Consider the following 15,838-nt stretch of genomic DNA (forward strand, 5'->3'; position numbering starts at 1 on the left):
ATAATTGCATTAACGACTAAACGATAAACTTGAAAATACTTGATTGGTACATATTAAAACGGTATTTATTTACATTTCTTATGATGTTATTGCTATTTGTTCCTATCGGAATAATAGTAGATTTAGCAGAGAAGGTAGGTAAGATGTTAGAAAATGATGTGCCATTCGGTGAGGTGGCGTATTACTATTTAGATTTTACAGTTTATTTTGCAAACCTTCTATTTCCATTATTTTTATTTTTATCCGTTATTTGGTTTACTTCTAAGTTGGCTAATAATACAGAAATTGTTGCTTTTTTAAGTTCAGGAGTGTCGTTTTCAAGATTTTTAAGACCTTATTTAATTGGTGCTTCAATTGTCGCAGGATTCGCTTTATTTTTAGGAATGTATTTAGCTCCGATTGCAAGTCAAGGTTTTAATGAGTTTAAATTTAAGTATTTAAGAAAGAATAGATCAGTTCAGCAAACAAAAGATGTTTACCAACAAATTAATGATCACGATTATATCTATGTCAGTAATTTTATACCTAAGACAAATACAGGTTTAAAATTCACCTACGAACATTTTGAAGACAACGAACTGAAATATAAAATTTTTGCCGACAGAATTAGTTATGTAGAGAAGGATAGTGCTTATAAACTTATTACGTATTTAAAACGTTCGTTTAATGATGGTATTGAAACGGTAGAGAAAGAAAGTCAAAAACTAATGCAATTTCCTTTTGAACTCGAAGATTTAACACCTGTTCAATATGCAGCCGAGACAAAATCTTATGGGGAATTACTCAGGTTCATCGCTGCCGAAAAACGACGAGGTTCGCCTAATATTGGTCGTTATGAAGTGGTAAAGTTAAGAAAATGGAGTTTACCTGTTTCTATATTTATCCTTACAATTATTGCGGTAGCAGTATCCTCAGTAAAACGACGAGGAGGAATGGGGACTAACCTTGCCGTTGGTATAGCTATTGCTATGATTTACGTTTTCTTCGATAAGATTTTCGGAGTTATGGCTGAACAGTCTAATTTCCCAGCTGTAGTTGCAGTATGGTTTCCTAATGTAATATTTGGTATTTTAGCAATATATCTGCTGCAAAATGCCAAACGCTAAACTAAAGCATTATTTACATTTACATGTTCTTGTTATAATTGCTGGTTTTACCGCAATTTTGGGTGAACTCATTACCATTGGCGCACTAGAACTTGTTTGGTATAGAATGGCTATGGCCGGCATTTTAATGTTTATTTACATCAAAGTTGTAAGGATAAATATTAAGATATCTAAAAAATCACTTTTGCAATTTTTTGTTGCAGGTATTATCATAGCATTACATTGGATTACCTTTTTTGAAGCCATTAACCAAGCCAATGTATCTATTGCCTTAGCGATGTTTTCTTCTGGTGCATTTTTCGCTTCTTTTATTGAGCCAATCTTCTTCAAGCGACGTATTTTAGGTTATGAAATTATCTTTGGTCTTATTGTAATTCTCGGAGTGCTATTAATAACGAGTAGTGAAATGGGATATATAAATGGTATCATTTTAGGATTGTTTTCAGCGCTTTTCTCTACTTTATTTGCTGTAATAAACGGGCGATTTATTGAGAAACATAGTGCTACCGTAATTTCATTTTATGAGTTTATAAGTGGGGTGCTATTTTTAACTGTATTTATTCTATTAACCGGTAAAAGTTTTAATGCAGAATTTTTTACACTTACAAATTCCGATTGGGTTTACTTATTTATTTTAGCTTCTGTATGTACAGCTTATGCATTTATTGGATCTGTAGATATTATGCGCTATATAAGTCCCTTTACGGTAATTTTAAGCTATAATTTAGAGCCTGTTTACGGTATAGCTATTGCTATAGTCCTTTTTCCGGAGACCGAAAAAATGTCGCCACAATTTTATGTGGGTGCTATCCTTATTTTGGTTACCGTTTTATTTGATGCCATTTTTAAAAATTATAAAAGGCGAAAAACTAAAACGAACAGTATTACCAATTAAATTTTTATAATTTCTTTAATAAATTCTATTTTTGTAAATTGAAGATGTGAACTTACTTTTTTATATATTTTTTCTAATATAGAAATAAGAATACGTAGGTTTGTACCCTAACTATACTAACTAAACAAAACTAACTTCAAATTGTATGGAATATTTAGAGTTTGAATTACCAATAAAAGAACTAGAAGATCAACTAGATAAATGTGAGATTATCGGCAAAGAAAGTGAAGTAGATGTAACTGAAACTTGTAAGCAGATTGAGAAAAAACTCGCTGAAACAAAGAAAGAAATTTACAAAAACCTTACAGCTTGGCAACGTGTACAGTTGTCTCGTCATCCTAATAGACCTTATACTTTAGATCATATTAAAGCCCTTTGTGGTGATACTTTTTTAGAATTACACGGAGACAGAAATGTCAAGGATGATAAAGCTATGATTGGAGGTTTAGGTAAAATAGGTGACCAATCGTATATGTTTATTGGCCAGCAAAAAGGCTATAATACTAAAACGAGACAGTATCGAAATTTCGGAATGTCAAATCCAGAAGGCTATCGTAAAGCTTTACGTTTAATGAAATCTGCTGAGAAATTCGGAATTCCAGTGGTGACGTTAATCGATACTCCAGGTGCTTATCCTGGATTAGAAGCAGAGGAGCGTGGACAAGGTGAAGCGATTGCTAGAAATATTTTAGAAATGGCACGTCTTAAAGTACCCATTATTACTATTATTATTGGTGAAGGTGCTTCAGGTGGAGCCTTAGGTATCGGAGTAGGTGATCGTGTGATGATGCTAGAGAATACTTGGTATTCTGTGATTTCACCAGAATCTTGTTCTTCTATATTATGGAGAAGCTGGGAATATAAAGAACAAGCGGCAGAAGCTTTAAAACTTACTGCTAAAGATATGAAACGTATGAAGCTTGTCGATTCTATTATTAAAGAACCACTTGGTGGAGCTCATACTGATAGAGACAAAACATTTTCCGCTGTAAAAGATGCCATTATTAAATCTTATGAAGAGCTTAAAAACTTATCACCAAAAGATTTAGTGAACCAACGTATGGAAAAATACGATGCAATGGGAGTCTATAAAGACTAAATCCACTAAACATAGGAAACTAAAAAAAACTGAAGTTTTGGCTTCGGTTTTTTTTGGCACTATTAACAATATAATCAAGTTATTAACAGTTAAATTGTTGATGATATGTTGACATCGCAAAGCGCGCTTCTTCATTTCCTCAACACTAATTAACTACTTTTGCTACTTATGAAACAACCCAATCCAGTACAAGGCTACAAAGTTGATAAAAGCACTATCATTAATTTAGAGAAAGGCAAAATACCGCCTCAAGCAACTGATTTAGAAGAGGTTGTACTTGGAGCGATGATGATTGATAAAAAAGGTGTTGATGAAGTAATTGATATCTTAAGTCCTGATGCATTCTATAAAGATGCACACAAACACATCTTTGAAGCCATTTTTAAACTCTTCGAAAATAGTGAGCCGATTGACTTATTAACCGTTTCTAGCCAATTAAAGAAAGATCAAAAGCTAGAAGTTTCTGGAGGCGATTTTTACCTTATTTCTTTAACACAACGTGTATCTTCTTCAGCACATATTGAGTTTCATGCACGTATTATTCTTCAAAAATATATTCAGAGAAGTTTAATAAAAATTTCAAACGAAATTATTGAAGAAGCTTATGATGAAACGAAGGATGTATTCGATCTTTTAGATACCGCAGAAGCTAAATTATATGAAGTCACCCAAGGTAACGTTAAGAAATCTACGGAGTCTGCTCAAAGTTTAGTAATTCAAGCGAAAAAGAAAATTGAGGAAATGTCTAATAAGGAAGGGATGAGTGGTGTCGCTTCTGGTTTTGATAAACTCGATAAATTAACCTCTGGTTGGCAACCAAGTGATTTAATTATTGTTGCTGCACGTCCAGGTATGGGTAAAACAGCTTTAACACTAACCATGGCAAGGAATGTTGCTGTTAATAGTAATACTCCTGTAGCGTTCTTCTCACTGGAGATGTCTTCAGTTCAATTAATTACCCGTTTAATTTCTAGTGAAACTGGCTTATCTTCTGAAAAGTTAAGAACAGGTAAATTAGAAAAACATGAATGGGAACAGCTTAACGTTAAAGTAAAAACTTTAGAGCAAGCACCTTTATTTATTGACGATACCCCATCGCTTTCTATTTTCGATTTAAGAGCAAAGGCACGTCGTTTAGCATCGCAATACGGTATTAAGATGATTATGATTGACTACTTGCAATTAATGACGGCAGGTGGTAGTCAAAAAGGTGGTAATCGTGAACAAGAAATTTCCATGATTTCTCGAAACCTTAAAGCGTTAGCAAAAGAATTAAGTATTCCTGTAATTGCCTTATCACAGTTATCGCGTGCTGTAGAAACGCGTGGCGGAAGTAAACGTCCTTTATTATCAGATTTACGTGAATCTGGAGCGATTGAGCAAGATGCGGATATTGTAGCATTTATCTACAGACCTGAATATTATAAGATTGATGAATGGGATGATGAAGAACGTTCTCCAACCGAAGGTCAAGGTGAATTTATTGTAGCAAAACACAGAAATGGTGGTTTAGAAAATATACGATTAAAGTTTATTGGACACTTAGGTAAGTTTGATAATTTAGATGATTTTGATACTCCTTTTGGAGCAGAGTTTCATTCTAAAATGAACGATGCTGCTAACGATAATACCTTTACACCAGATAGATTTCCGTCGGCTTCAGATGCTTTTGGTGGACCAGAAGATGATGGAGTACCATTTTAACAGCAATTTAAGGAAATGAAAAGTGTATTTTGATGTATCTTTGAATGCTTAGTTAAAAAGAAATTTGCCTCATGTTAGAACAAAGACGTACAACAAATGTATTGTTGCTAATTATAGTAGTTCCTTTAGTGTTTTATTTGCTAAAGATCTTGTCCTTTATATTTATACCATTGATTTTCTCAATGTTTATTGCATTATTGTTTTTACCACTAATGCGTTGGTTAGGACGAAGAAATGTGCCTAAAATTGTTAGTATTATCATTGTTTTATTATTGGTTGCTTTAGGGTTGAAATTAGGTATTGAACTCGTACAATTATCGAGCAAACAAATACTAGCAAATAACACAGAGTTTTTATCTAAAGCTGAATTAAAATTAGCTGATCTAAAAGTCTATTTATTAGATAATTTTGGAATAGAGATCGAGCAAGAACATGGAATTATAGGGCAGCTTTTTGAAAAAGAAAACTTAGGGTCAACCCTTGGTTTTCTTAATTCGTTTTTAACCTCTTTATTAATGACCGTTTTCTTTGTTGTACTCTGGCTAGCAGAATCCATTAATGTACATAAGTTACTTAATAGTACCTTGTTAAAAAGAAAACATACCTCTATTAAAACTTTTATGAAGATCGAAAAAGATCTTATAAAATTTATTAAAGTGAAGGTTCTAGTTAGTGCTTTAACAGGTTTGTTCACCGGGTTAATGTGTGTCTTTTTTGATGTCAGTTTCCCTATTTTTTGGGGATTATTTGCCTTTGCTATTAATTTTGTACAAATGGTAGGTTCTTTTATTTCAGTAATATTCTTATCTATTTTTGCCTTTGTAGAACTTGACCCTACAAGTACATTATTCTTCTTTATTTTTGCAATCTCTATGGTGCAAGTCACCTTTGGTGCCGTTTTAGAACCAATTTTTATGGGGAAATCTTTTTCTATAAACGTTATTGCAGTATTGGTAATGTTGATGTTTTGGGGATTTCTATGGGGAATTCCGGGTTTAGTTATGGCAATTCCGATAACCGTTTTTATTAAAATTATTTTAGAACAGTTCGAAGGTACTCAGGTTATAGCGAGTTTACTTTCTGGTAATGAAACTCCATTAGACTAAACGCTGTTCTTTCATTATCAAATTATAAATTTAAGTATCTTTAGATACTAAAATTATAATTATGGTTCATGGTACGCATAATGCTATAGAAGATAGCAGAAATAACGACATTCTTATTTCGATTAATGATCAATTATTTCCGAGAAACGACGCTAAGATTTCCGTTTTTGATAGTGGTTATTTAGTAGGAGATGGGATATGGGAAGCCTTACGATTACATCATGGTGTATTAGTATTTTTAGACGATCACCTTAATCGGTTATGGACTTCTGCAGCTTCGGTTGGGATGCATTTGCCTTTTTCAAAAGAGGAATTAACGGCTAAAGTGATGCAAACACTTAATGCAAATAAGATGACCGATGGTGTGCATGTCAGAATCATGGTTACTCGTGGTATAAAAAAAACACCATCTCAAGATCCACGCCTCACTATTTCTGGACCAAATGTGGTTATTATCCCTGAATATAAAACGGCTTCAAAAGATTCTAAGGAAAAAGGAATTACGCTTTTTACAAGCACCATTCGAAGAGGGTCTCCAGATTATTTAGATCCAAGATTAAATTGTCATAGCAAACTTCACGAAGTTCAAGCGCTTATACAAGCCATTCAAGCAGGTGCAGATGAAGCTTTAATGTTAGATATTCATGGTTTCGTTTCCACGTGCAATGCCACTAATTTCTTTATAGTGAATAAGGGTGAAGTATGGACTTCTACAAGTAAGTATTGTATGAATGGTATCACCAGAGCCAAAGTAATCGAAGTTTGCAAAGCCAATAATATACGGTGTTTTGAAAAAGACTTTTCATTGTTTGATGTGTATGGTGCTGATGAAGCCTTTGTAACAGGTACTTTTGGTGGTTTAACACCAGTAACAAAAATTGATGGGAGACAGATCGGTGAAGGTAATTATGGTAATGTAACGAGAAATCTCAATAGACTTTACGAAGCCTTAATAGAAAAGACCTTGAATAATGATTAGTACAAAACGTATTTGTTTATGGTCTGGACCACGAAATATTTCAACGGCATTAATGTATGCTTTTGCACAACGACAAGATACCAAAGTGTTTGATGAGCCCTTATACGCTTACTATTTAAAAAATCATCCAGAAGCTAAAAAGTATCATCCAGGATCTGAACTTATTTTAGATACTATGGAAAATGATGGAGACGAAGTCGTTAAAATGATGCTTGAAAACACCGAAAAACCAGTTCTTTTTTTTAAACACATGACGCATCATTTGTTGGGTCTAAAGCGTGATTTTATGAAAAACACGATTAATGTTATCCTAACAAGGCATCCAGAAGAGATGCTACCGTCTTTTGATAAGGTCATAGAAAATCCAACGTTAAACGATGTTGGTTATGCGCTTCATTTAGAATTAGTCAATTATTTTAAAGCTAGCCGTATTCCATTTGTAGTCTTAGATTCTAAAAAGGTATTATTAAATCCAGAGCGCACACTTCAAAAACTATGTGAGTTTGCCGAAATTCCTTTTGATGCAAACATGTTATCGTGGCAACCACAGCAACTAAAAGAAGATGGTGTTTGGGCGGAGTATTGGTATAAAAGTGTGCATCAATCTAGTGGTTTTATGACGTATAAATCGAAAGATGAAAATATTTCTGAACATCTTAAACCGTTATTAAAGGAATGCCTTCCGTATTACAATGAACTCATTGCTTATTCAATTTAGGTCTTAAAAGAATGATAAATCGAGTCTGTAAAGACTAAAAAATAGTTATATTTCGTTCTAAATCTATGAACTTGAAAAAAATTGCCTTTATCTTATTTTTTATTTTATTTAGTGCCAATGCGTATGCGTCTTATATTCTTATTCCAATGGATGCGGAAACACAGAGCAATCACTTAAAAGCATATGGAATAACATACTGGACCTTAGATCGTGAGCTAAAAGTAAAATGGTTATTGAATTATAGAGGTGGTTCGTTTTTGTTACCTGATGCGGAGATTATTCAACGCGAATGTCAAATTAGAGGCGTGTCTTTTGAGGTGATTTCAGATGCTAAAGCGGCTCAAATTTTAGAGGAAATTGCGAGTCCTGCCGTAAATCAAGAAGCCGTTGTTTTAGAAAAAGCACCAAAAATAGCCGTTTACACTCCAACAGGACTGAAACCTTGGGATGATGCGGTGACTATGGTTTTGACTTATGCCGAAATTCCTTATGAAACCATTTACGATGAAGAAGTTTTAAATGATGAATTATTGCTTTACGATTGGTTGCATTTACATCACGAAGATTTTACAGGACAATACGGAAAATTCTATCGTGCTTACCGATCTGCGGCTTGGTATATTGAAGATAAAAAGGAAGCTGAGGCCTTAGCCAAACGCTTAGGTTACAATAAAGTATCCGAGGAAAAATCAGCCATATCATTAAAAATTAGAGATTACGTAGTTGGTGGCGGATTTATGTTTGCCATGTGTTCTGCAACCGATAGTTTTGATATTGCATTGTCTGCTGAAGGTATAGATATTTGTGAGCCTATGTTTGATGGTGATGGCAGCGACCCAGGCTATCAGAATAAAATTGATTTTAGTAAAACCTTCGCTTTTAAAGATTATATTTTAGAGCGTAGTCCTAATGTTTATGAGTTTTCGTCAATAGACATGACTCAAAAACGTCAAATATCGAAGACAACAGATTATTTTTCACTGATGGAATATTCTGCCAAATGGGACCCAATTCCAACGATGTTAACTCAAAACCATACGGCTTTGGTTAAAGGGTTTATGGGACAAACAACCTCGTTTAGTAGAGACCAAATTAAATCTAATGTTTTGGTAATGGGAGAAAACAGAACCAATGGTGAAGCCAAATACATTCATGGTATTAAAGGGAAAGGTTTCTTTACATTCTATGGAGGTCACGATCCAGAAGATTACACACACAGAGTAGGTGACCCAAAAACAGAATTAGACTTACATCCTACATCTCCTGGATACCGATTAATTTTAAATAATGTATTATTTCCAGCAGCTAAAAAGAAAAAGCAGAAAACGTAATTAGTCGTATTATTTACTTTGATTAAGGATAATCAAATTTTGCTGGTATTTAAAAATTGGTAAATTTAGAGTTTCAACGCTCATCGATGAATAATAAAACTACAAAGCAGTTAATTATATTTTTTTGTTTTCTGTTCTTTATAAAAAACATAAATGCACAAGATTCTAATCTATATGGCACTTGGTATTTGCATCAATTGGAAGCAGATCTAGACGGAGTCGTTTGGGATTATGAGGATGTACAGCCAGATTATATTCCTCAACTCACCATTAATACCGACCTAACTTTTGAGGGAGTTGGAGCGTGTAATGGATTTTCTGGATATTATACTTATGATGCTGAACAAAACACTTTAACACCAAATAGTTTTGTGCAGTCACTTGCTGTATGTGATACTTCAGAAGAAATTAATCTTGAATACCTTTTCTTTAGCCAAGTATCGGCCAATACAAGCCATTCCATCACCTTAAATTCTAATGCGGATTTTACTCAGTTAAGATTAGAGAATTATCCAGGTTTTGCAGCGACTTACAGAAATGTGAGTTTATCGAATTCAGATCAAATTTTATCAGAATTGAAGATTTATCCCAATCCAGTTTTAGATAACTTATTTATTGCAAAGCGTAATAGCGAGGTTTTAGATATTGTAGTGTATGATATTTATGGAGATTTAGTTTTACGAGAAAAGGCAATTGAAGGATCCGTGGATGTTTCAATTTTAACGGAAGGCATTTATTTTATTGAAATCAATTCTGAAAACGGCAGACGTATTCAAAAAATTATAAAAGCTTAATTATTGGAAACTGAATCATTGGATTGTTATAGTAGTTTCTTTTTAATTTCTAAAAAAATAAGCATAAAGCATAATATGAAGTACTTTTTTATATTCCTTTCGTTTTTTTACGTCCTCACTTCATGGTCTCAAAATGAAAAGTTTTTCATCATTGGTGAAAAAATGGTTGAAGAAAATAAATTAGACTCTGCTAAAGTTTATTATAACACGCAATTAAGAGCATCTAATGACCGTTCACTTAATGCTGAAATATATTTATGTTTAGCAGATATTTATAAAAACGAATTAAATAATCTTGAAGCTAGTAAATATTACTTAAAAGCCTTTAATCTCGCCAAAAAAGCAAATAATGTCCAGTTAGAGTTTTTATATTATGTAAAAATGGCTGAGTTTTTTAGAAGAAGACACTTAATTTCTCAATTTGAAAAAGAACTGGATAAAGCTACATATCTATTTAAAAAGCATAAAATTGAAGATAAGTACTTAACCAAGTATTATAATAGAAAAGCGGCACTATTTACTGAGTTATATAATAATAACGACTCCACATTAGTCTATGCTAGTAAATCATTAGAATTAGCAAAAAAGGTTAACGATAAAGATAATGTCTTTTATTCAACACTTGAAATTGCAGGTGTCTATGAGCGTAAAAAAGAATATAAAAAATCAATAAAATATATTGAATCAATACTAGATTATTCTGAGCAGTATAATATGATTCAACATCATTCGGACGCTTATATAAGTTATATTATGGCTTTAACTAGAGATAATCAAATAGAGAAAGCTCTAAAGGAGGCACTTAACGCTAAAGAATTTGCCGTAGAAAATAAGTTACTAATAGATGAAAATCATTTTAATGAATACATTTATCAAATTTATTTAAACCTTAAAAATTATGAAAAAGCTCATGAGTATTTAACATACATAAATGATGTAACAGATAAATTAAATCAAATACGAACAGATAAAGCATTAATAGATTTAGAAACGAAATATAAATCTAAAGAAAAGGACAATCAATTAAAGATAACTAGATTAGAAATTATAAATAAGGATAAAGAATTAGTTTCAAACAGAGCAAAGTTATATATAGTGCTAGGTTTGTTCGTTTTAGCAATTTTAATTACGTTACTTATTGCTTATGTCTTAAAAGGAGCAAAAGAAAGTAATAAACAGTTAAAAGTTCTATCTAAAGAAAACGAGTTTTTATTAAGCGAAGCCAATCATAGAATTAATAACAATTTGCAATTGGTGGTAATTCTTATTTCAGATCAATTAAAAAATGCGTCAACTGAAAACAGTTTTCAACTTAAAAATATATTGACAAAAGTAGAGGCTATTTCAACATTGCACAAGCATTTATATAAAAACAGCGATAAAAAGAAAATAGAGATTTCCAATTATTTAAACGATGTTAAACTGAGCTTTTTAGAAGTTTTCAACGAAAAGAATATTAGTACAAAATTTAAAATAGACAGCGCAAAAATTCCATCAGATTATGCGATGTATTTAGGGTTGTTACTTACAGAATTATCTATAAATTCTATAAAACATGCTTTTAATAATCAGGATAATAAAACAATTATTGTTGAATTACATGTAAACGAAAATCAGCTTAGTTTTCTGTATTCAGATAACGGAACGGTTGATATGGCGCAAAATATAAAGCCAAAATTGATAGATAAAATCTGTCGACAACTTAAAATTGATTATACTATTAATACTGAAAATGGTTTTACATTTTCATTCAAAAAAGACATAAGTAATGCATAACCCTAAAAACACCAAAATACTTATTATTGAAGATGACGTTATTATAGCCGAATACATTTCAGAGATTTTGCAAGACGAACAATTTAAAGAGATAAGAATTGCAAATGATTCACATACTGCAATTTCTGAAATGAAATCCTTTTTACCAGATATTATATTAATGGATATTAATTTAAGTGGAAAAAATGAAGGTATAACCTTGTCTAAAAACAAAAATGAAGATGCAGCTGTTATTTTTATTACGGGTCAGCAAGATTTTGCTTTAATGAGCGAAGCCATTAAAACAAAACCTTATGGTTATTTAACTAAGCCGATAAAAAAAGTGGATTTAATGGCATCTATCGGAATCGTAATTCATAAAAATGAAGATCAAAACTTTCGATTTAAAGATGGCTATGATACGGTAAACCTCAAATATACAGACATACGATATTTTGTAGCTGATGGCAATTATAGTAATATATATAGCATTTCAAAAAAGTATAGTATTAGGCAATCGTTGAGTACTATAGCAGACCAATTACCATCGCATACATTTGCGAGAGCGCATCGATCATTTTTAGTGAATAAAAATAAAGTAGAACGTATTACATCAAATACGCTTGAGATTAACAATGTAGAAATTCCATTGTCTAGAACGTATGCAAAACATTTCAAGTAAATAACACAGGTTATAGGTCCGTTTACTTAAGTATTGGTCTAAGCATTACAAAAACAGTGACTTACATACAAAGTATTGCATTTCATACCATATTAAAAGGTATATAATAGGTTAGCTGTATATTACTTGCTAAACGGATAGCCAACCATTTTTTGATAATCTGATTGATAGCAAGAAGCAGCATTTACCTTTACGGTAAAGCTGCTTTTTTTTTGTCGTTCAATGACCTAAGGAGGGAGGGGTAAAATACCATTTACATACAAAGTATTGCGTTTCGTCATCTTAAATATGTATTTCGTCGATATATTTGTAGGTTTGAGCTATTAATTCAAACTAAATCTATTATTGATGAAAAAAAATTACACTCTAATCTTTTTAATGCTTTTTAGCTTAATTGGCTATGCTCAAAATTTCGACCACATATATTCAGATACAGTTGAAGGTTCTGCTGTTGAAATAAATTTTAACGATATCAGTTCCTGTCAATCGAATGTAGTTTTAAATATTACTGAATTTCGGAATTTATCATATCCAACGAATCTTTGTGGCAATCTTTTTGTTAAATATAAAGTTTTTGTCAATGATGTAGAAATTGGGGATTATTGTACAGGTGAAGCGCAGTCTTTTGATTTGTCACCTTTTGGCGCAATAAATAATGCAAAAATAGTGGGTTATAATACTTACAATGAACTTGATGATACCATAAAAATAAGTGCTAATTTAGTAGTAAGCTCTTCTCTAGTAGCTATGCCAGCCACTGGTCCAACAACATCAGAGCTCTCATATTGTTTAAATACTTCTGCTACAGCTTTAACAGCAACCTTAACAGGAGGAGCAACTAGATTAAAATGGTACACAACGAATTCTGGAGGATTGCCGTCTAATTCAGTAATTCCAAATACGTCTGTATTAGGTTCAACCACGTATTGGGTTTCTCAAGCAGATGCAGTCGGTTGTGAAAGTGAGAGAAGTTCGGTTGTTGTCACTGTATATGACGTCCCTAATGAACCTACAGCAGGAGCTCAAGAATTCTGTGAAAGTAGAACAGTTGCAGATTTAGTTCCAACACCAAGTGCTACAATAGTATGGTATGATGTAGAAACAGAAGGTGTATCCTTAAGCACTACTACAGATTTAGCAACAGGAATATATTATGTTTCAGAAGTGAATGCTAATGGTTGCGAAAGTGAAAGAGTTTCCGTTAATGTTACTGTTAATTCTCTTTTAGCACCAATAGCAGAAGCTCAAGCATTTTGTGAAGCAACAGTTGCGGATTTAGTTCCAGCACCAAGTGCAACAATACTATGGTATGATGTAGAAATAGAGGGTGTTGCATTAAGTAGTACAACAGATTTAGCAACAGGAACATACTATGTTTCAGAATCTAATGCCAATGGTTGCGAAAGTGAGAGAACGGAAGTTAGTGTAACAGTTAATGGCATACCAGAAGCACCAACAGCATCAGCACAAGTTTTTTGTGGCAGTGCAACAATTACAGATTTGGAAGCTACAGGTACTAATTTAGTTTGGTATGCGAGTGAAACTTCAGAAACCGTTTTAGAATCTACAACAGCAATAACAACGGGAAGTTATTACGTATCTCAATCCGCTAATGGTTGCGAGAGCACAAGAACATCAGTAAGTGTTACTGTAAATACAGCAATTACAATAGTAAGTTCTTATGAAAATATTTCATGTAATGGTTTTAGTGATGGTAGTATAACAGTTATAGCATCCGGAGGAACACCACCTTATATCTATTTATGGTCAAATGGGCTTGTGGACTCTGGAAATTCTGGATCTACTATAAATAATTTATTTCCAGGAAGCTATAGTTTGTGGATAACAGATAGTGAGGGGTGTTCATTGGAGTATGAAGGTTTTCAGACAATAACAGAGCCATCGATTATTACTAGTCCTATAGTAACCACACCAATATTATATAATCAAAACGATATGTCAAGTCCGTTAACGGCAACAACCGGAGGTACAGGTTTATTATGGTATGCGACAGAAACAGGAGGTACAGGAGAGATAACGGCGCCAACACCAAATACATCAACCGTTGGTTCAACCTCTTATTGGGTAGCAAGTACAAACGATAGCAGTTGCGAAAGTGAGCGAACTGAAATAATAGTTACAGTCAATAGTTTACCAGCAACGCACTTAAATTTTGATGGAGTGGACGACTATATCGATTGTGGTAACATACTACCAGAGTCTTATACTAAAGAAGCATGGATTTATATCGATGCATATGCTGACGAAAATAATATAGTTTCGGGTTCAGATAATTTTGGACAACATGCGCTATGGGTGCCAAGTGGTGTATTATCAGCTGGCCATAATGGTACGTGGAATGCTGTAGAAGATTCAAATATATTAGAACTTAATACATGGTATCACGTTGCTGTTAGTTATGATAGTCCTGCACAAACTTTAAAATTATATAAAGATGGAGTATTAATAGATACAAATACTAATGTTTTGCCTCCAGTTAATGGGAATGAAATTAATATTGGATCTTATAATGCTGCAGATAACTTATTTAAAGGCTCTATTGATGAAGTTCGTATATGGAATGTAGTAAGAACAGAAAACCAAATTAACGGAAGCAAAGTTTGTGAACTGCAAGGCACAGAAACAAGTTTAGTAGCTTACTATCAATTTAATCAAGGTTTTAATGCAATAGATAATACTGCTATTACAACTTTAACTGATGCTACAGTAAATGCCAATCATGGAACATTAAATAATTTTGCACTAACAGGTGTATCAAGTAACTTTTTGGCAGGATCGCTACTTACTACAGGTTCTACAATACCAAGCGCACCAACAGCAGAAGCACAAGTATTCTGTAGCGGAGCAACGGTTGCAGATTTAGTACCAGCAACAAGTACAACCATGCAATGGTATAATGCAGTAGATGCTGCTTTAAGTAATACAACAGCTTTAGAAACTGGAATATATTATGTAACAGTAGCCAATGTAAATGGTTGCGAAAGTGAAAGAACTATGGTTAATGTTACTATTTCAGATATTCCAGAAGTGCCAACAGTAACAGCATTAGTTACTTACAGTCAAGGTGATGATGCTAGTGCATTAACAGCAACTTCAGGTGGTTTAGACTTAGCTTGGTACGAAACTGAAACTGGGGAAATTTCTAATTCAGAAGCACCAACACCTAGTACCGAAACCATTGGTTCAACATCGTATTGGGTAGCTAGTGTTAGTGATGACGGTTGTTACAGCGAACGTGTAGAGATTGTTGTTACAGTTGAAGAAGTTTTAGGAGTGGGAGACCGTAACATATTGAATGCTGTTAAGGTTTATCCAAACCCAACTGATGGTCAAGTTTCCATTATGTTGCCAAGTGCCAATGAAGTTAAAATTATGGTGTACGATTTAAATGGCCGTTTACTATTAAATAAAGCTTGTAACCAAGAAACAAATGTTATAGATATTTCGAGATTTGAAAACGGAGTGTATTTATTAAAAGTGATATCTGAATTTGGAGAAATTTCGACAAGAGTGATTAAAAAATAATAGTCTGATTTAGTTGATTAAAGGGTCGCAGCAATGCGGCCTTTTTTGTTTTAATTTGAGTTTTTTAAAGATTCAACCAGAAGTATCTCATAACAAGTTTCGGTTTTAGAGGATAACGTTAGG

The 15,838-nt window shown here is 33.0% G+C and carries 12 protein-coding genes; all 12 read left to right on the top strand.

What is annotated here, in order from left to right; genetic code table 11:
* The first annotated feature begins 29 nt into the window (after positions 1–29).
* The 12 genes from BLT80_RS09000 to BLT80_RS09055 all read left to right on the top strand — a co-directional run bounded on the left by BLT80_RS09000 (position 30) and on the right by BLT80_RS09055 (position 15,715).
* Positions 30–1,106, top strand: a complete 1,077-nt coding sequence (locus tag BLT80_RS09000) for an LptF/LptG family permease (RefSeq protein WP_092467283.1) — start codon at positions 30–32, stop codon at positions 1,104–1,106.
* On the top strand, positions 1,093–2,001 hold the full coding sequence (locus tag BLT80_RS09005) for a DMT family transporter (RefSeq protein WP_092467284.1): 909 nt from the start codon (positions 1,093–1,095) through the stop codon (positions 1,999–2,001). The genes BLT80_RS09000 and BLT80_RS09005 overlap by 14 nt, the downstream gene beginning before the upstream one ends.
* A gap of 145 nt (positions 2,002–2,146) precedes the next feature.
* Complete coding sequence (locus tag BLT80_RS09010) at positions 2,147–3,100, top strand: acetyl-CoA carboxylase carboxyltransferase subunit alpha (protein WP_092467285.1); 954 nt, start codon at positions 2,147–2,149, stop codon at positions 3,098–3,100.
* A 168-nt stretch (positions 3,101–3,268) separates the two neighbouring features.
* Complete coding sequence (dnaB, locus tag BLT80_RS09015) at positions 3,269–4,804, top strand: replicative DNA helicase (protein ID WP_092467286.1); 1,536 nt, start codon at positions 3,269–3,271, stop codon at positions 4,802–4,804.
* Positions 4,805–4,875: 71 nt separating this feature from the next.
* Positions 4,876–5,910: an AI-2E family transporter gene (locus tag BLT80_RS09020; RefSeq protein WP_092467287.1), complete on the top strand. Its 1,035-nt coding sequence runs from the start codon at positions 4,876–4,878 to the stop codon at positions 5,908–5,910.
* 61 nt (positions 5,911–5,971) lie between these two features.
* Positions 5,972–6,889, top strand: coding sequence for an aminotransferase class IV (locus BLT80_RS09025; RefSeq protein WP_092467288.1), 918 nt, complete (start codon positions 5,972–5,974; stop codon positions 6,887–6,889).
* A complete protein-coding gene (locus BLT80_RS09030; RefSeq protein ID WP_092467289.1) occupies positions 6,882–7,607 on the top strand; it encodes a sulfotransferase-like domain-containing protein in 726 nt (241 codons plus the stop codon). The genes BLT80_RS09025 and BLT80_RS09030 overlap by 8 nt, the downstream gene beginning before the upstream one ends.
* 65 nt (positions 7,608–7,672) lie before the next feature.
* Positions 7,673–8,938: an asparagine synthetase B gene (locus BLT80_RS09035; protein ID WP_175455577.1), complete on the top strand. Its 1,266-nt coding sequence runs from the start codon at positions 7,673–7,675 to the stop codon at positions 8,936–8,938.
* A gap of 86 nt (positions 8,939–9,024) precedes the next feature.
* Positions 9,025–9,732: a T9SS type A sorting domain-containing protein gene (locus tag BLT80_RS09040; RefSeq protein WP_092467290.1), complete on the top strand. Its 708-nt coding sequence runs from the start codon at positions 9,025–9,027 to the stop codon at positions 9,730–9,732.
* A gap of 75 nt (positions 9,733–9,807) precedes the next feature.
* Complete coding sequence (locus tag BLT80_RS09045; RefSeq protein ID WP_092467291.1) at positions 9,808–11,508, top strand: tetratricopeptide repeat-containing sensor histidine kinase; 1,701 nt, start codon at positions 9,808–9,810, stop codon at positions 11,506–11,508.
* The gene (locus BLT80_RS09050) at positions 11,501–12,169 is read left to right on the top strand and encodes a LytR/AlgR family response regulator transcription factor (RefSeq protein ID WP_092467292.1); all 669 of its coding nucleotides are present in this window, start codon (positions 11,501–11,503) and stop codon (positions 12,167–12,169) included. Before BLT80_RS09045 ends, BLT80_RS09050 begins: the two co-directional genes overlap by 8 nt.
* Positions 12,170–12,517: 348 nt before the next feature.
* The gene (locus tag BLT80_RS09055; RefSeq protein ID WP_092467293.1) at positions 12,518–15,715 is read left to right on the top strand and encodes an Ig-like domain-containing protein; all 3,198 of its coding nucleotides are present in this window, start codon (positions 12,518–12,520) and stop codon (positions 15,713–15,715) included.
* Positions 15,716–15,838 lie beyond the last annotated feature (123 nt).

This window comes from Winogradskyella thalassocola, from assembly GCF_900099995.1.
Lineage (GTDB): Bacteria > Bacteroidota > Bacteroidia > Flavobacteriales > Flavobacteriaceae > Winogradskyella > Winogradskyella thalassocola.